The sequence below is a fragment of the Leisingera sp. ABM4_103 genome, assembly GCF_056158685.1.
This window is the reverse complement of record NZ_JBSWTU010000005.1, coordinates 2,236,697-2,252,912: the sequence shown is the minus strand read 5'-3', so window position 1 is coordinate 2,252,912 and position 16,216 is coordinate 2,236,697. Positions and strand designations below refer to the sequence as shown.

Genomic DNA, 16,216 nt, shown 5'->3' with positions numbered 1-16,216 from the left:
CGCCTCAGCCCCCCGCCGCAGGCTGCACATCCTTGCCGCGCTCGGAGCTGCGTGCAAGCAGGGATCGGACGGCTGCTTGGGCAGGCAGCTCAACCAGCCGGAACACGGCCATCGACAGGACCACTATACCGCCCAGGACAAGGGCTGCGGCAAACACATAGGCCTCCCCCGCCAGCCCCGCGGGCAGCAGAGACAGCAGGGTCACGCCGATGTAATTGTGCAGCAGATAAACCGGGTAGCTGACCAGCCCCAGCCCCGCCAGCGGCCGCCACGCCAGCAGACTGGCCGCCCGCAGGCGCAAGGCGCAGGCAGCAACCGCCAAATAGATCAGGGCCAGGAAGACAACCTCCCAGCTGTCTTCAGCGCGGACGAAAGCGACCGCAAAACTCCAGAACAGAAGCGCCGCTTCCCGCTTGCTGCGGGCACCGGCATAGACCGCGGCAAAGGTTATGCCCGCCGCGAACAGGTGCGCATAAGCGAGAAATAATCCTTCGATCAGCACCTGCGGCACCAGCCCCGGCACCGCAGACTGAGCGACTGCGGCGAGAAATTGCATCAGCAAAAGCACCAAAGGGGCCGCCATGGCAAAGCGGCCGGCCGGAACCAGCCAGAAGATGGCCGCCGCCACCAGGTAAAAGCGGATCTCGATGGCGAGGGTCCAGTAGACGACATCAACATAGCCATCAAAGCCAAAGGCGCTGTGCCAGAAGCGCTGCGATGTAAAGGTCCAGGAGGCCACAAAGCCGCTCAGCCCGCCCTGCACCTCCCGGCTGAAACTGCTGTCAGCGATGTGCACGAATGCAAACGTGATGACGGAACAAACCGCCATTGCCGGCCAAAGCCGCGCCACGCGCTTCACCGCAAAACGCAAGGGGCCGGTTTGATGCGCCAGGGACAGGGTGATGACGAAGCCGGAAATCACGAAAAACAGCTCGACCCCAAGGTCGCCATATTTGGCCAAGGGAAACAGCCCGTCGCCATAAGGGTAGTGCCGAGGATAAGCCTGAAAGTAGTGGTACAGCACAACCGCCAGCACCGCGGCGCCGCGCAACCCGTCAATTTCAGGAATGCGCCGCCCGATCAAAGTGTTTTTCAAAAGGACACTCTTCTTTGAGGTAGATTAATCCAAGAACCCTAACCCCCCTCTTGCAACATCTCAACCTCACCCCCTGGCCGCCTTACAACTGCGCACCCGGCCGGCAGCCCTGCGAATGCCGCAACGCAGCGAATTGACATGGGTTGAAAATTGCAGTTTACATCAGCGTGACGAAATAAAATTACCTACACACTGACTCGCGAGGCCCGACATGCCGCAGATGCAAAAAGACCGCCCCTGGCTGATCCGCACCTACGCCGGCCACTCCACGGCCAAGGCGTCCAACGCGCTTTACCGCGCCAACCTGGCAAAAGGCCAGACCGGCCTTTCGGTCGCCTTCGACCTGCCGACCCAGACCGGCTATGACAGCGACCACGTGCTGGCGCGCGGCGAAGTGGGCAAGGTGGGCGTGCCTGTCTGTCACCTGGGCGACATGCGAAGCCTGTTCGACCAGATCCCGCTGGAGCAGATGAATACCTCGATGACCATCAACGCCACCGCCCCCTGGCTGCTGGCGCTGTACATCGCGGTGGCGGAGGAACAGGGCGCAGATGTGTCCAAGCTGCAAGGCACCGTTCAGAACGATCTGATCAAGGAGTACCTGAGCCGCGGCACTTATGTGTGCCCGCCCAAACCCAGCCTCAAGATGATCGCCGATGTGGCCGAATACTGCTACACCAACGTGCCCAAGTGGAACCCGATGAACGTGTGCTCCTACCACTTGCAGGAGGCCGGCGCGACGCCGGAGCAGGAGCTGGCTTTTGCGCTGGCGACTGCCCAGGCGGTGCTGGATGAGCTGAAGCCGCGCATCGCCCCGGAGGATTTCCCGGCGATGGTCGGCCGCATCTCCTTCTTCGTGAATGCAGGCATCCGGTTTGTGACCGAGATGTGCAAGATGCGCGCCTTCGTCGATCTGTGGGACGAGATCTGCCGCGACCGCTATGGCGTTGAGGACCCCAAGTTCCGCCGCTTCCGCTACGGTGTGCAGGTGAACTCGCTGGGCCTGACAGAGCAGCAGCCGGAAAACAACGTCTACCGCATTCTGATCGAGATGCTGGCGGTGACTCTGTCCAAGAAGGCCCGCGCCCGCGCGGTGCAGCTGCCCGCCTGGAACGAGGCGCTTGGCCTGCCCCGCCCCTGGGACCAGCAGTGGTCAATGCGGATGCAGCAGATCCTGGCCTATGAAACAGACCTGCTGGAATACGGCGACCTGTTTGACGGCAACCCGGCGGTCGATGCCAAGGTGGAGGAGCTGAAGGAAGGCGCCCGCGCGGAATTGGCAAACCTGGAATCAATGGGCGGCGCCGTCGCCTCCATTGAATACATGAAGGGCCGCCTGGTGGATTCCAATGCCGAACGCCTGAACCGGATCGAGAAGAACGAGACCGTGGTGGTGGGGGTCAACAAGTGGACCGAGGGCGAGCCCTCGCCGCTGCAAACCGAGGACGGCGGCATCATGGTGGTCGACCCGGCGGTGGAGCAGGAGCAGATCGAACGGCTGAACGCCTGGCGCGGCGAACGCGACAATGACGCGGTGCAATCGGCGCTGGCAGCCCTGCGCGCCGCGGCGCAAAGCGGCGCCAACGTCATGGAGCCGTCGATCGCCGCCGCCAAGGCAGGTGTCACCACCGGCGAATGGGCCGAAGAAATGCGCAAGGTCTATGGCACCTACCGCGGCCCGACCGGCGTGTCGGCCTCGGTGTCAAACAAGACCGAAGGGCTGGACGACCTGCGCGATGCAGTGAATGCCGTCAGCGACGTGCTGGGCCGCCGGATCAAGTTCGTTGTCGGCAAACCAGGCCTGGACGGCCATTCCAACGGCGCTGAGCAGATCGCCTTCCGCGCCCGCGATTGCGGCATGGACATCACCTATGACGGCATCCGCATGACCCCTGCCGAACTGGTGGAGGCCGCGCAAAAGGACGACGCCCATGTGGTCGGCCTGTCGATCCTGTCTGGCAGCCACCTGCCGCTGGTCGAAGAAATGATGACCCGGATGCGCGACGCCGGGCTCGGCCATATTCCCGTGATTGTCGGCGGCATCATCCCTGACGAGGACGCGCAAAAGCTGAGATCCATGGGCGTTGCTCGCGTCTATACTCCCAAGGATTTCGAGCTCAATTCAATTATGAGCGACATTGTCGACCTGGCAAAGCCACCGGAAATTGCAGTGAATTGACTTTTTACCGGCAATTTTCTGCATACCGATAAAAAAGATGCTGAAACGCGTCTGGTACTCAGTCCATAAAGAATGACATACCGGTTTTTCCGGTATGTCATTTTTTATATGGAGTTCAGAATGACCTTCGACCTTTCGGCAATGAGCAGAAAAGAGCTTCTGCAGCTTCAAAGCGATGTTGAAAAAGCACTGCAGGAAGCAGAACTGCGCGAACGCCAAGAAGCCCTGAAAGCCGCCGAGGAGGCCGCCGCGAAATACGGTTTCTCGCTGGATGAAATCGCCGCCGCGTCGCGCCAAGGCGCAAAGAAAAACAAGGCCGCTCCGAAATACCGCAACCCGGAGAACCCGGAAGAAACCTGGACCGGACGCGGCCGCAAACCGCATTGGGTGCATGCCGCGCTGACCGCCGGCAAGGATATTTCCGATCTGGAAATCTGATCTGGCTGGAGCTGAGCGATGACCATTCACATCGGCGCCGCCAAAGGCGATATCGCGGAAACCGTTCTGATGCCCGGCGACCCCTACCGGGCCAAATGGGCGGCTGAAACCTTTCTCGAGAACGCCAAGCTGGTCAACGAGGTGCGCGGCATGCTGGGCTACACCGGCACCTGGAACGGGCACCGGGTGAGCATCCAGGGCAGCGGCATGGGGATGCCCTCGCTGTCGATCTATGCCAATGAGCTGATCCGCGAATTTGGCGCCAAGACGCTGATCCGCATCGGCTCTTGCGGCGGTATGCAGGACAAGGTCAAGGTCCGGGATGTGATCCTGGCGATGACTGCCACCACCCTCAACAGCCCTTCCAGCGGCATCTTCCGGGAGCTGAACTTTGCCCCCTGCGCCGATTGGGATTTGTTGCAGGCGGCGGCCCAGGCAGCTGCCAAGCGCGATGCAGATACTCATATCGGCGGCATCTACTCCTCGGATGTGTTCTATGACGAACGCCCCGACCTGAACGAGCAGATGGTGCGCCACGGCATTCTTGGCGTGGAGATGGAAGCGGCAGAGCTGTATACGCTGGCAGCCCGCCACGGATGCCGCGCGCTGGCAGTGCTGACCGTGTCCGATCATCTGGGCACCGGCGAGGCGCTGCCCTCCGATCAGCGCGAGCGAAGCTTTGGCGATATGGTGGAAATTGCGCTGGAAGCCGCATTCGGCTGAAAGTTTTCATTTTGATAATTAGTAAGGGCAGCGGCTTTCGCCCTGCCCTTTTTTGCTGCCTGAAAGATCTGGCTTCATTTTCTGCACGTGGAAAACACGGGCCTAATGGTGTTTGCGGTCGGGTCAATTAATTGGCCTGACTGCTTCCATGAAGATATTGCGCCAATTTTGTCCTCTGGCCGGAAATCCAAGCATTATTGCCCGCTCAGCCAAGGCCGTGGCTGCGGTCATAACCATTGCGCTGCGGGCTTTTCCAATCCCCAAGGGCCCCTTTGGCCGGGGCAAAGATTTCGACCAGCAGCGGATAGCAGGCCGCCGTATCGCTGGAATGTTCCGCAGAGCAATCCCCGCCCGGGCAGGCGCTGAGCGCACCCAGCAGGCCGATCTCGGCAAAGAACTCCAGATAATCGCCGGGCCGGACTGGGCTGGCCTTCATGAAGTACTGGCCCGTATCACGGGTAAAGCCGGTGCACATGAAGACATTGAGCACATCATGCACGTGCGGCTCCGCTTCTGTCAGCGGCACCCCCAGATGATCCGCCAGCGCCCGGGTCAGGTTGGAATGGCAGCAGTGATGATACTGGCTGCCTGCCAGAAGGTTGCCGGTGTAGGGGTCGCAGCGGGTGCCGATCACGTCATGCACCGAGCCGCCGTACTGGTCGATGCCGTACCAGCCCAGCGTGTCGTCGGTGATGGTCGCCATCGGGCGCATGTGCGGAAAGCTGGTCCACATCCGCTCGCCCGTGGTGATATGGGTGCCGTGCAGGGCGCGGGTTTTGCCGGAATAGAACCGCTCGCTGAGGTCTGCCTTGTTCCACAGGTTCAAATCGCCCACCTGCGGCCCCTCCACCGAAGTGATCCGGAAGAAATGCCCGGCAGGCACCTCGAAACAGGCGGCATCGCGGGGCTGCACCAGCACCTCGCCGGTTTTCACGGCCCCCTGCCGCGCTTTCCGGTACAGCGGCAGATCCGGAACAGGCAGAGTGTCGTTGGGGTAGCAGATCACCGGCTTGACCGCGCGGCGGGCGTCCGCGTCGGCGGGGGCTTCGGGGAGGATCGTCATGGGGCAAACCTTCTTGTGCGTTTGCCCTATCAAGACGGCAACGCCGCAGGGTTTCAAGCCCTGCGGCGGCCGGTAAAGATCACAAGCGCCGGAAGGCGGAGGTCAGATCACCACCACGTCCAGCGGCGGGAAGCCGTTGAAGCCGACCGAGGCGTAGGTCGAGGTGTAGGCGCCGCAGGAATGGATCACCACGCGGTCGCCTGCCTTCAGACCCAGCGGCAGCTGCACCAGCTGCTTTTCATACAGCACATCAGCGCTGTCGCAGGACGGGCCTGCCAGCACACAAGGGCCGGTCGGCTCATGGTCGCGGCTGGTGCTGATCTGGTAGCGGATCGCCTCGTCCATGGTCTCGGCCAGGCCGGAGAACTTGCCGATGTCCAGATAGACCCAGCGGAACATGTCATCGGCATGCTTACGGGACACCAGCAGCACCTCCGCCGCGATCGCGCCGGCTTCAGCCACCAGGCCGCGGCCCGGCTCTGCCATCACTTCGGCAGCATCGGGGAAGCGCGCGTTCACCTGCTCCATCACCGCGCGGGCATAGTCCTCGGCGCCCATCACCTCGGTTTTATAGGAGGCCGGGAAGCCGCCGCCGATGTTCACCAGCTTTAGGTCGTGTCCGGCAGCGCGGCCAGCATCCCAAACCTCTGCCACCTGATCCAGCACCGGCGCCCACATCAGCGGGTCGCGGGTTTGCGAGCCGACGTGGAACGACAGGCCATGCACGGTGAGGCCCAGTGCGGCGGCGGCATCCATCAGGCTCAGCGCCATCGACGCCGACGATCCGAACTTGCGGCTGAGCGGCCAGTCGGCGCCCGACGCCTCGACGATCACCCGCAGGCAGACATGCGCACCCGGCGCGAATTCCGCCAGCTTTTCAAGCTCTTCCTGTGCGTCGGCGGCAAAATGGGTGATGCCGATGCCATGGGCAAAGGCAATATCGGAGGGCCGTTTGATGGTGTTGCCGAAGGTGATCTGCTCAGCCCGTGCGCCGGCCGCCAGGCAAATCTCGATCTCGGCGCGGCTGGCGGCATCGAAGTTGGAGCCCAGACGGACCAGGGTTTCCAGCACTTCCGGCGCCGGGTTGGCCTTGACGGCATAGTGGATGCGCGCCCGGCCCAGACCGCGGTCCAGCGCCTGGTACTGACGGGCCACCGCCTGGCTGTCGATGACCAGAGTCGGCCGGTCAAAGCGGCTTTGCGCAATGTGCTGCAGGTGACGGGATACAGATACGGAATCGCGAGCGGTCTGCCCGGCTACGTGTACGTTCATGGTCATCTCCAAAAGACCCGGCCATATATGACCGCTCAGTTCAGTCAGAGACGTTACCGTCGCTACGTAACCTTAGGGGAGTAACCCCTTTCGACAGAGGCGCGTGCGTTGGCGTCTTGCCCGCCCATATCGGGCAAAGAGGTGAGTTTTTCAAGCATTATTTTTTGCGGATCTGCCATGCGCGGAGCGAAAGGCTCCCGCCTGCTGCGGCGCCTTTGGAAAGGCGTCTCGCAGTTGGGCCCGGCACCGCGCCCCGGCGCGGTGCCGGGCCCAAGGCCGCACGGAAGGCGTTCCGGCGCAGCCGGGGCGCCTGCGGGCGCGGGAGTGCACCGTTAAGTCTTGCGCTGCGGATCGCGGCAGATGCGCGGGGCGGCCTCCCCCGGTTCCGCGGCGCCGCAATAGCTGCAGCGCCACTGGCCCTGGGCGCGCTGCTGGCGCCAGCGGCAGTTGCGGGTCAGGCTGGTGGAATGGTGGCGCCACAGGAAATAGGCGAACACACCCGCCAGAAGAAGAAGAAGCAAAACAGGCATACACCTGTCTACGCCGCAGCTGCCCCCGGCTCAACCGGATTGCCGCGCGCCCATGAGGCAGCCATCAGGCAGCCATCAGGCAGCCTTGTAATACTCGACCACGCCCTCAACCGCTTCGGCTTCTGCCGCTGCGGGCAGCGGTTCCGGGGTGTAATAGGCATAGGCCTGCTCCAAGGCCTCCAGCGCGGCCTGACGGGCCTTGTCTTTCGGGTCCTGCTGCAAGTTCATCGGGTTCATCGGGTTGCCTCCATAGTCTGGCACGATCCTCCCTTGCGACCCAGACTACCCGCTGGCTGTCTCAGATGCAGCCAGCCATTTTGCAAAGGCGGCATGCAGTTGCTGCATTGCAGCAACCCAGAGGGGTATCAAACTGTCAGCAAATGCCCCGCCAGCCCCAGCGCAAAGCCTGCAACCGCGCCCAGTGCCGGCACGCTGCTGCGGTTCGAATGCGCTTTGGGGGCGATGTCCTGAAACAGCAGGTAGAGGATGCCGCCCGCCGCAAAAACCATGATGCCCCCCAGCACCGCGTGGGCCTCTGCCAGCCAGACCAGCCCCGCCAGCGCGCAGACCGGCCCCAGCGCCGCCAGCCCCACAAAGGCCAGCAGCACGTGCCAGGCCGGGCTGTCACCGCTCCAGACCTCGCGGAAGGCGGCAAAGCCCTCCGGCAGGTTTTGCAGAAAGATCATTAGCGCCAGCAGCCAGGCGGTGGCGGCATCCGCCACCAGCATCGCCCCCAGCGCCATCGCCTCGGGCACGTAGTCCAGCAGCATCGCCAGCAAAAGCGCGCCGCTGCCGCCGCGTTTTTGCAGCACGGTATCGGCCAGATAGAATACGCCGCCGCCCGCCGCAAACAGCAGCACAGCCAGCACGGCTGGCAAAGCTTGAGCCCCCTCCGGCACCAGCACCAGCGCCACTGCCGAAGTGAGCGCGCCGCCGCCAAAGGCCGCGATAGCGTGCAGCACCTCGTCCCGCAGCGTCGGGTTGCGGATATGCTCGCACCAGGCAAGAAACCCGCCCAGCGGCATCGAAAGGCCGGCAAGGCCAGCCAGAAGAATTGCATAGAAATGCGGTTGCATTCCGGCACCTTAGGGTGGCAGCCGCTGCTGCTCAACCGCTTCGCGTCAGGTATTGATGCAGGACGTCGCCTGTGCCGCCTGCGCCTCGGTCACGTTAACCCCCGGCTGGACCGTTCTCAGCACTGTCGCCCCTGCCCCATGGCCCAGAAACTCCGTGCGCACCCGGTATTGCCCGGTAATGCCCGCAGCCGCGATGCAGCCGGGGATCTTGGCATCGGTCGCTGCCAATTGGGCGCCAATCCGGTCGTGATCCGTTGCCGTCATGCAGCCCGCCATAAAGGCCAGCGCGGCCGCTGCACATCCAAGTCGTTTCATGCCCGAAATCCAATGCCTGCCAAAAACACACCCCCGGTTTCGCAGGAAACCGGGGGCCATGCAATTTTCATGATTCCGGTGCGGCGGAACCTTGCGGATCAGCCCTTCTGGAAATCAAACGGTGCGTTCGACCATCATCTTCTTGATATGCGCAATCGCCTTGGCCGGGTTCAGGCCCTTGGGGCAGGTCTTGGCGCAGTTCATGATGGTGTGGCAGCGGTAGAGCTTGAACGGATCTTCCAGCTGATCCAGACGCTCGCCCGTTGCCTCGTCGCGGCTGTCGATGATCCAGCGGTAGGCATGCAGAAGGGCAGCCGGCCCCAGGTAACGGTCGCCGTTCCACCAGTAGCTCGGGCAGGAGGTCGAGCAGCTGGCGCACATCACGCACTCATAAAGCCCGTCCAGCTTCTTGCGGTCCTCGATCGACTGCTTCCACTCCTTGGCCGGGCGGTTGGTCTTGGTCTCCAGCCACGGCATGATCGAAGCATGCTGGGCATAGAAATGCGTGAGGTCCGGGATCAGGTCCTTGACCACCGGCATATGCGGCAGCGGGTAGATCGCCACGTCGCCCTTGATCTCGTCCATGCCGTAGATACAGGCCAGCGTGTTGATGCCGTCGATGTTCATCGCGCAGGACCCGCAGATCCCCTCGCGGCAGGAGCGGCGGAAGGTCAGCGTAGGGTCGATCTCGTTCTTGATCTTGATCAGCGCGTCCAGGACCATCGGGCCGCAGCTGTCCATATCGACGAAATAGGTGTCGACCTGCGGGTTTTTTCCGTCATCCGGGTTCCAGCGGTAGATCTTGAACTTACGCACATTGCTGGCGCCTTCCGGCTTGGGCCAGGTCTTGCCGGTGGTGATCTTGGAGTTCTTCGGGAGGCTGAATTGAACCATGGTCTGTCTCCTTAGAACGTCCGCGCCTTGGGCGCGATTTTCTTGAGGCTGATGCCGCCTTCATCCTCGGTGGTCAGCGGGTCGACCACCACCGGGCGGTAGGACAGATCAACCTTGTTGCCCTCCACGCGGGAGACGGTGTGGACGCGCCAGTTGTCGTCGTCGCGGTTGGTGAAGTCCTCATGCGCATGGGCGCCGCGGCTTTCCTTGCGCGCTTCGGCGCCAACGATGGTGGCCAGCGCGTTCGGCATCAGGTTGGTCAGCTCCAGCGTCTCCATCAGGTCGGAGTTCCAGACCAGCGAGCGGTCGGTCACCTTCAGGTCATCGAGCTTGGCCGCGATCGCGGTCATCTTCTCGACGCCTTCCGCCATGGTCTTGGAGGTGCGGAACACCGCTGCGTCCGCCTGCATGCACTTCTGCATCTCCAGCCGCAGGTCCGCGGTCGGGATGCCGCCATTGGCGTTGCGCAGGGCGTCGAAGCGGTCGAACGCCTTGTCGACGGAGGCCTGGTTCAGCACCGGGTTTGCCGCATCCGCGTCCACAACCTTGCCCGCGCGAATGGCGGAGGCACGGCCAAAGACCACCAGGTCGATAAGCGAGTTGGAGCCAAGGCGGTTGGCGCCATGCACCGAGGCGCAGCCCGCCTCGCCCACGGCCATCAGGCCCGGCACCACAGCGGTCGGATCGTCCGCGGTCGGGTTCAGCACCTCGCCCCAGTAGTTGGTCGGGATGCCGCCCATGTTGTAATGCACGGTGGGCAGAACCGGGATCGGCTCCTTGGTCACATCCACGCCGGCAAAGATCTTGGCCGACTCCGAAATGCCCGGCAGCCGCTCCGCCAGCGCCTCGGCCGGCAGGTGGGAGAGGTTCAGGTGGATATGGTCGCCCTCGGCGCCCACGCCGCGGCCCTCGCGGATTTCCATGGTCATGGACCTCGAGACATAGTCGCGCGGCGCCAGATCCTTGTACTGGGGCGCATAGCGCTCCATGAAGCGTTCGCCTTCGGAGTTGGTCAGATAGCCGCCCTCGCCGCGCGCGCCCTCGGTGATCAGGCAGCCGGAGCCGTAGATGCCGGTCGGGTGGAACTGCACGAACTCCATGTCCTGCAGCGCCAGCCCTGCGCGCGCCACCATGCCGCCACCGTCGCCGGTGCAGGTATGCGCCGAAGTGGCCGAGAAATAGGCGCGGCCGTAACCGCCGGTCGCCAGCACCACCATCTTGGCGTTGAAGACATGCATAGTGCCGTCGTCGAGCTTCCAGCACACCACGCCCTGGCACTGCCCGTCTTCGGACATGATCAGGTCGATTGCGAAATACTCGATGTAGAATTCCGCATTGTTCTTGAGCGACTGGCCATACAGCGTGTGCAGGATCGCGTGGCCGGTCCGGTCTGCGGCGGCGCAGGTGCGCTGCACCGCGGGGCCTTCGCCAAACTCGGTGGTGTGGCCGCCGAACGGGCGCTGATAGATCTTGCCTTCCTCGGTGCGCGAGAACGGCACGCCGTAATGCTCCAGCTCGTAGACCGCCTTGGGCGCCTCACGCGCCAGGTATTCCATGGCGTCGGTGTCGCCCAGCCAGTCGGAGCCCTTAACGGTGTCATACATGTGCCACTGCCAGCTGTCCGGGCCCATGTTGCCCAGGGACGCGGCAATGCCGCCCTGCGCCGCCACGGTGTGGGAGCGGGTCGGGAACACCTTGGTCACGCAAGCGGTGCGCAGCCCCTGCTCAGCCATGCCCAGCGTCGCGCGGAGGCCAGCCCCGCCGGCGCCAACCACGACCACGTCATATTCATGTGTTTCGTATTCGTAAGCAGCCATTGAAAAAGACCTCGGGGAGTTACAGGGCCAGGCGGATCAGCGCATAGGCGCTGGTCGCGGCGACGGCATAGGACAGGCATTTGACCAGAATGATCGCCAGACGGCCTTTAAAGCCGTGGACATAGTCCTCGATCATGATCTGGGCGCCGGATTTGAAGTGCATCATGCCAACCCAGATGGTCAGCACGGCCACCAGTGCCGGGAATGGGCGGGAGTAATAGGCGGTGATCTCCTCATAGGAGCCGCCCAGCGCAGAGCCGAAGGTGAAAACAAACAGCGGCACCAGGATCAGCAGAGCGATGGAGCTCACCTGCATCGACCAGTGGTGGCTGGTTCCGGATTTTGCAGCGCCCATGCCAACGGCGCGTTTGCGGTCAGTCAGATATCGCATCGCGTGTGTCCCCAGCTTAGACGATGATAATGGTGAGTACGGTCAGAACCGCCGAGCCGATCACGACAATCCAGCCCAGTTTCTCGGCCTGCTCCAGATCCAGCATATAGCCGTTGTCCCAGATCAGGTGACGGATGCCGGCCAGCGTGTGATACCACAGGCCCAGCACCGACAGGGTCATCACCAGATCGCCGAACCAACTGGTCAGCAGGCCGTTGGCGATGGCGAAGTATTCGGGCGAGGTTGCGGCGGCCAGGAACCACCAGGCGATCAGCAGCGCCGAGACGATCAGCGCGTTGCCGGTGATCCGCGTGAGGATCGACGTCACGGAGGTCAGCTGCGGGCGGTAGACCTGCAAATGCGGCGAAAGCGGGCGGTTGCCCCGATTGACATCGGCCATGTTGGCTCCTTTTCAGGTTGGCTGACGACGTTTTAGCCGATTTTTACGGCGTGTCACCCGACCGAACGGTTAAAAACAGCAGGTTTCCGCGCTGTTGGCGCTAAAACGTCACGTGTTGTGATCACAGCAAATATTTAGTGATCACAAAACGCCTCATTGGAAATCTTTTGCAGAATCACAGCCCCTTCTGCAAATCACTGCAAAGCCGCCACGGTCTTGCCGCCCTGCTGCCGGGCCGCTGCCGTCTGCCGCGCCACCTCCCGCACCAGCTTCTTGCGGATGCGTGACGGGTAGTCGGCAAAGCTCGCGGCTGTGACCACAAACGCCCCCTCGCCGCGGATCACGTTCTCAAAGAAATAGGCGGTCAGGTCAGGCTCGCTCTGCTCGATGGCGATGGCGTTCACGGTCACCCCCAGCGCCGACAGCGCGCCATGCGCCTCGCGCGGCTCGACCCCTTCGTTGGAGAACCCGTCGCCGGAAATGTCGATCACCTTGCGCGTGCACTCCGGCACAGCGGCGAACTGCTCCACCGCCAGAAACAGCGCCTCGCCGACCGCGGTGGAGTAATTACGCCAGGGCCGCGGCGCCTGTTCGATCCGCCGCGCCAGCCCCTCAACATCGGCAAAGCTGCGCACCTGCGCCCAAGGCAGCGTCACCTCTTGGCGCGACTCGCCCGACCACTGCAGCAGCAGAACCTGGGCACGCGCTTTGACCAGCGCCTCAGAGACCACCCCGTCGCGCAACCCCGCCGCCAAACCGTCCATCTGAATGCGGTATTCATCGGCATCAACGGAACCGGAGACATCCACCGCCAGCACCAATGCCAGATCGCAGGCCGCCGTGCGCAGCGGCCAGAGGGAGAGCATGGAGAAAACCAGAAGCTGCAAAACCCGCATGCCGCCAGCTTAAGCGGCAATTGCACCAAGGGTCATCACATTTCTGCCAGCCCCTGTTCTTCTGGCTGAAAATATCCTGGGGGTGAGCAGGCGCAGCCTGCGAGGGGGCAAAGCCCCCTGCCCGGTTACTTCGGCATCAAGGCCCAGTAGTCGAGATCCAGCAGCACATCCGGCAGGTACTTGCCGTCTTCGCCCTTCAACTCAAAAGGCGCACTGCCCTTGGTCGCCACCAGCCGCAGGCGGATCGCGCCAACACCCGGCGCGTCTGTATCGGCCGTGTCCAGCACCTCCGACCAGGCCCGCACGGTCGTGCCCGACAGGCAGGGATTGGCATGCGCGCCGCCATTCAGGCCCACGATCATCTGCGCGTTGGCCAGCCCGTTGAAGCTCAGCGTGCGCGCCATCGAGATTACATGACCGCCGTAAATCAGCCGGGTGCCATCGGGGCGCGCCGTCGTGTCGAAATGCACCTTGGCGGTATTCTGCCACAGGCGGGTCGCCATCATGTGCTCGGCTTCCTCGATGGTGACGCCGTCCACATGGTCGATGGTCTCACCCACCTCGTAATCGCCCCAGCGGTGCGGCTCGCCCGCCAGGGTGAAATCGTAATTACTGAAATCCAGCCCGGCCGGGACCACCAGCTGCTCCGCCGGGATCACCTTGTTCAGCTCGGGGATCACGGTTTCCGGCGCCGGCGCATCCAGGTCGCGTTTGCGCACCATCACCCAGCGCACGTATTCCATCACGCATTCATCGCGCTGGTTCAGCCCGCGGGTACGCACATAGACCACGCCCGACTTGCCGTTTGAGTTCTGCTTGAGCCCGATCACCTCGGACTCAGAGCGCAGCGTGTCGCCCGGGTAGACCGGCAGCAGCCAGCGCCCCTCGGCATAGCCGAGGTTCGCCAGCGCATTGAGGGAGATGTCCGGCACTGTCTTGCCGAACACCACATGGAAGGCCGCCAGATCGTCCAGCGGCGCCAAGGGTAGACCAGAGGCCCGGGCAAATTCATCCGAAGAATACAGCGCATGGCGCGCCGGGTAGAGCGCGTGATACAGCGCCCGCTCTCCGCCCGATACAGTGCGGGGCACTGCATGGCGGATCACTTCGCCGACGGTATAGTCTTCGAAAAACCGGCCCGGATTGGTCTTGGCCATCAGTGTTCTCCCAGTTTGGTCTCAGGGGTGTAGGTTCCGTCCACCTCTTTCACCACCGCCTGGCCGCAGCGCATGATCCCTTTGACGGAATCAAAGGCCTGGGTCGGGCTGCCGTGCAGTTCCCAGCCCTTGTTCAGCGCATCAGTCACCTTGTGGCAAAAGGCAGAGGTGTCGTCCTCGGACAAAAATCGGTACAGTTTCATGGCTTCCTCTCCTGCTCAGGGCCTATCCCGGAAACGGCGACGGCCCGATCAGCCCGTGGACGTAGCCAATCACCGCCAGCAGCACAATCGAGGCCAGGAAGAACATCCCGTCCTTGGCCAGCGTGCCCTTGGGCCCCGGCTGCCACTCCGGCTCGGACCGGTTGATCACGATGACCTCAGCCACCGCCCAGGCCAGCAGCCCGCCGAACAGGATGATCGAGGCCAGATCGCCATTGACCAGCAAATGCGCCACCGCCCACAGCTTAAATCCTGCCAGCATCGGATGCCGCATGCCATTCAGCAGCGCGCCTTTCTTGGGCGCCGGGCTCATCATCCAGATGGCGATCAGCACCAGCAGGTTGTTGATATGCACCATGAAGGACGGCGGCGCCCACACATGGATGAATTCCATGCCGCGGTAGCCCAGCACCATCAGCACAATACCGGCAACCAGCACCAGCGCCACTACGCCGCGCCCGGCATTGCCCATAGAGGCGCGCATATCCGGCGCCAGCCGTTTGAACAGGTGGCCGCCCCACCACAGCAGAAGTCCCAGGATCAAAAGCGCCATATCAGCCCCTCTTAGATGTTAAGCTTGTTAACACCTATGCGGAAAGCGCGGCGATTGCATCCGCTTTTGCCAGGATCTCGCGCGCGGTCGCCACATGCAGGTTCTCGACTATCTTGCCATCGACCACGGCAACACCCTGCCCTGCGGCCTGCGCCTCGTCGAATGCGGCAATCTGGCGGCGGGAGGTGTCGATCTCGCGCTCGGTCGGGGCAAAGGCGGCATTGGCCACCTCCACCTGCGCCGGGTGGATCAGGGTCTTGCCGTCAAAGCCCATGTCGCGGCCCTGCGCGCATTCCGCGGCCAGCCCTTCGGCATCCTTGAAGGCGTTGTAAACACCATCGACGATCACCAGCCCCTCGGCCTTGGCCGCCAGCAGGCACAGGCCCAGCCCTGCCATCATCGGCATCCGGTCGGGGCGGTAGCGGGTCTGCAGCTCCTTGGCGAGGTCATTGGTGCCCATTACCATGCCCTGCAGCTTGGGGTGCGCCGCGATGGCGGCGGCATTCAGCATGCCGCGCGGGGTTTCCATCATCGCCCACAGCGGGATGTCACCAGTGATCTCTGCCAGCGCGTCCAGATCTTCCGGCGCGTTCACCTTGGGAAGCAGAATCGCGTCGCAATCCATTTTGGCCGCCGCGATGGCGTCCTCGCGGCCCCATTCGGTGTCCAGCCCGTTAATCCGCACGATTTTCATCCGCGCACCATAGCCGCCCGCCTCCAGGGCCTGCGCCAAGGTTGCGCGGGCATTGGGCTTTTCATCCACCGACACCGCGTCTTCCAGGTCAAAGATCACCGCGTCCACCGGCAGGGTTTTGGCCTTTTCCAGCGCGCGCGGCTTGGAACCGGGAATATACAAAACCGAACGGTAAGGGCGCGCGCGCGGGTCCATGCAAGCTCTCCAAAAGTTATTTTATTGCGTAAAGCGGTACAGATTCGATTGTATACTTTCAAGTACAATTCCGCCGCAGCGCAGCGTAACTTTCCCCGCAATTGCAGCAAGTCTCTGATAACACGCGTGCTTTTCCGGCGCCCTCAGGGTTAACCACTTATCAGCACCTGACAGGCAAAGTTAAGGGTACCACGGCACAGGATCTCCGCCGCCCAATCAGGGCCGCCCCTGCTGCCCGCAGGCATGGGGCCTGCGACACGAATTGCGTCACACACCGGCCCGCTCAGGGATACGGGGGCTGCCGTC

The 16,216-nt window shown here is 63.0% G+C and carries 19 protein-coding genes; 3 read left to right on the top strand and 16 right to left on the bottom strand.

Going from position 1 to position 16,216, the window contains the following annotated elements; translation table 11 throughout:
* Positions 1–4: 4 nt before the first annotated feature.
* Positions 5–1,096 carry an acyltransferase family protein gene (locus ACXAED_RS12650; protein WP_475050254.1) on the bottom strand — a complete coding sequence of 364 codons (1,092 nt, stop codon included), beginning with the start codon at positions 1,094–1,096 and terminating at the stop codon, positions 5–7.
* Positions 1,097–1,307: 211 nt separating this feature from the next.
* On the opposite strand from ACXAED_RS12650, the gene ACXAED_RS12645 reads away from it, so the two are divergent.
* From ACXAED_RS12645 to deoD, 3 genes are all read left to right on the top strand, one after another.
* Positions 1,308–3,275: a methylmalonyl-CoA mutase family protein gene (locus ACXAED_RS12645; RefSeq protein ID WP_475050252.1), complete on the top strand. Its 1,968-nt coding sequence runs from the start codon at positions 1,308–1,310 to the stop codon at positions 3,273–3,275.
* 120 nt (positions 3,276–3,395) lie between these two features.
* On the top strand, positions 3,396–3,713 hold the full coding sequence (locus tag ACXAED_RS12640; protein ID WP_475050250.1) for an H-NS histone family protein: 318 nt from the start codon (positions 3,396–3,398) through the stop codon (positions 3,711–3,713).
* An 18-nt stretch (positions 3,714–3,731) separates the two neighbouring features.
* The gene (gene deoD / locus ACXAED_RS12635; RefSeq protein ID WP_475050248.1) at positions 3,732–4,436 is read left to right on the top strand and encodes a purine-nucleoside phosphorylase; all 705 of its coding nucleotides are present in this window, start codon (positions 3,732–3,734) and stop codon (positions 4,434–4,436) included.
* A 205-nt stretch (positions 4,437–4,641) separates the two neighbouring features.
* Here deoD and ACXAED_RS12630 read toward each other — a convergent pair whose 3' ends face one another.
* The 15 genes from ACXAED_RS12630 to ACXAED_RS12560 all read right to left on the bottom strand — a co-directional run bounded on the left by ACXAED_RS12630 (position 4,642) and on the right by ACXAED_RS12560 (position 15,910).
* Positions 4,642–5,499 carry an urea carboxylase-associated family protein gene (locus ACXAED_RS12630; protein WP_475050246.1) on the bottom strand — a complete coding sequence of 286 codons (858 nt, stop codon included), beginning with the start codon at positions 5,497–5,499 and terminating at the stop codon, positions 4,642–4,644.
* A 102-nt stretch (positions 5,500–5,601) separates the two neighbouring features.
* The gene (locus ACXAED_RS12625) at positions 5,602–6,771 is read right to left on the bottom strand and encodes a type III PLP-dependent enzyme (protein ID WP_475050243.1); all 1,170 of its coding nucleotides are present in this window, start codon (positions 6,769–6,771) and stop codon (positions 5,602–5,604) included.
* 332 nt (positions 6,772–7,103) lie between these two features.
* Positions 7,104–7,301 carry a hypothetical protein gene (locus ACXAED_RS12620; RefSeq protein WP_475050241.1) on the bottom strand — a complete coding sequence of 66 codons (198 nt, stop codon included), beginning with the start codon at positions 7,299–7,301 and terminating at the stop codon, positions 7,104–7,106.
* Positions 7,302–7,376: 75 nt separating this feature from the next.
* Positions 7,377–7,562, bottom strand: coding sequence for a hypothetical protein (locus ACXAED_RS12615; protein ID WP_475050238.1), 186 nt, complete (start codon positions 7,560–7,562; stop codon positions 7,377–7,379).
* A 104-nt stretch (positions 7,563–7,666) separates the two neighbouring features.
* Positions 7,667–8,377 carry a ZIP family metal transporter gene (locus ACXAED_RS12610; RefSeq protein ID WP_475050236.1) on the bottom strand — a complete coding sequence of 237 codons (711 nt, stop codon included), beginning with the start codon at positions 8,375–8,377 and terminating at the stop codon, positions 7,667–7,669.
* A 45-nt stretch (positions 8,378–8,422) separates the two neighbouring features.
* Positions 8,423–8,692, bottom strand: coding sequence for a hypothetical protein (locus ACXAED_RS12605; protein ID WP_475050233.1), 270 nt, complete (start codon positions 8,690–8,692; stop codon positions 8,423–8,425).
* Between the two features lie 114 nt (positions 8,693–8,806).
* Complete coding sequence (locus ACXAED_RS12600) at positions 8,807–9,586, bottom strand: succinate dehydrogenase iron-sulfur subunit (protein WP_421053361.1); 780 nt, start codon at positions 9,584–9,586, stop codon at positions 8,807–8,809.
* Positions 9,587–9,597: 11 nt separating this feature from the next.
* A complete protein-coding gene (gene sdhA, locus ACXAED_RS12595) occupies positions 9,598–11,403 on the bottom strand; it encodes a succinate dehydrogenase flavoprotein subunit (protein WP_475050230.1) in 1,806 nt (601 codons plus the stop codon).
* Positions 11,404–11,422: 19 nt separating this feature from the next.
* Positions 11,423–11,794 carry a succinate dehydrogenase, hydrophobic membrane anchor protein gene (gene sdhD / locus ACXAED_RS12590; RefSeq protein WP_475050228.1) on the bottom strand — a complete coding sequence of 124 codons (372 nt, stop codon included), beginning with the start codon at positions 11,792–11,794 and terminating at the stop codon, positions 11,423–11,425.
* A 16-nt stretch (positions 11,795–11,810) separates the two neighbouring features.
* The gene (gene sdhC, locus ACXAED_RS12585; RefSeq protein WP_366661391.1) at positions 11,811–12,194 is read right to left on the bottom strand and encodes a succinate dehydrogenase, cytochrome b556 subunit; all 384 of its coding nucleotides are present in this window, start codon (positions 12,192–12,194) and stop codon (positions 11,811–11,813) included.
* 194 nt (positions 12,195–12,388) lie between these two features.
* Positions 12,389–13,090, bottom strand: a complete 702-nt coding sequence (locus ACXAED_RS12580) for a DUF1194 domain-containing protein (protein WP_475050226.1) — start codon at positions 13,088–13,090, stop codon at positions 12,389–12,391.
* Between the two features lie 125 nt (positions 13,091–13,215).
* Positions 13,216–14,247 (bottom strand): MaoC family dehydratase, encoded by a 1,032-nt coding sequence (locus ACXAED_RS12575; RefSeq protein WP_475050225.1) that lies wholly within the window; start codon positions 14,245–14,247, stop codon positions 13,216–13,218.
* A complete protein-coding gene (locus ACXAED_RS12570) occupies positions 14,247–14,450 on the bottom strand; it encodes a DUF1737 domain-containing protein (protein ID WP_475050222.1) in 204 nt (67 codons plus the stop codon). Before ACXAED_RS12570 ends, ACXAED_RS12575 begins: the two co-directional genes overlap by 1 nt.
* Before the next feature lie 22 nt (positions 14,451–14,472).
* The gene (locus ACXAED_RS12565; RefSeq protein ID WP_475050219.1) at positions 14,473–15,021 is read right to left on the bottom strand and encodes an NnrU family protein; all 549 of its coding nucleotides are present in this window, start codon (positions 15,019–15,021) and stop codon (positions 14,473–14,475) included.
* 34 nt (positions 15,022–15,055) lie between these two features.
* Entirely contained in the window at positions 15,056–15,910 is an 855-nt protein-coding gene (locus tag ACXAED_RS12560) for an HpcH/HpaI aldolase/citrate lyase family protein (protein WP_475050218.1), read from the bottom strand.
* Positions 15,911–16,216 lie beyond the last annotated feature (306 nt).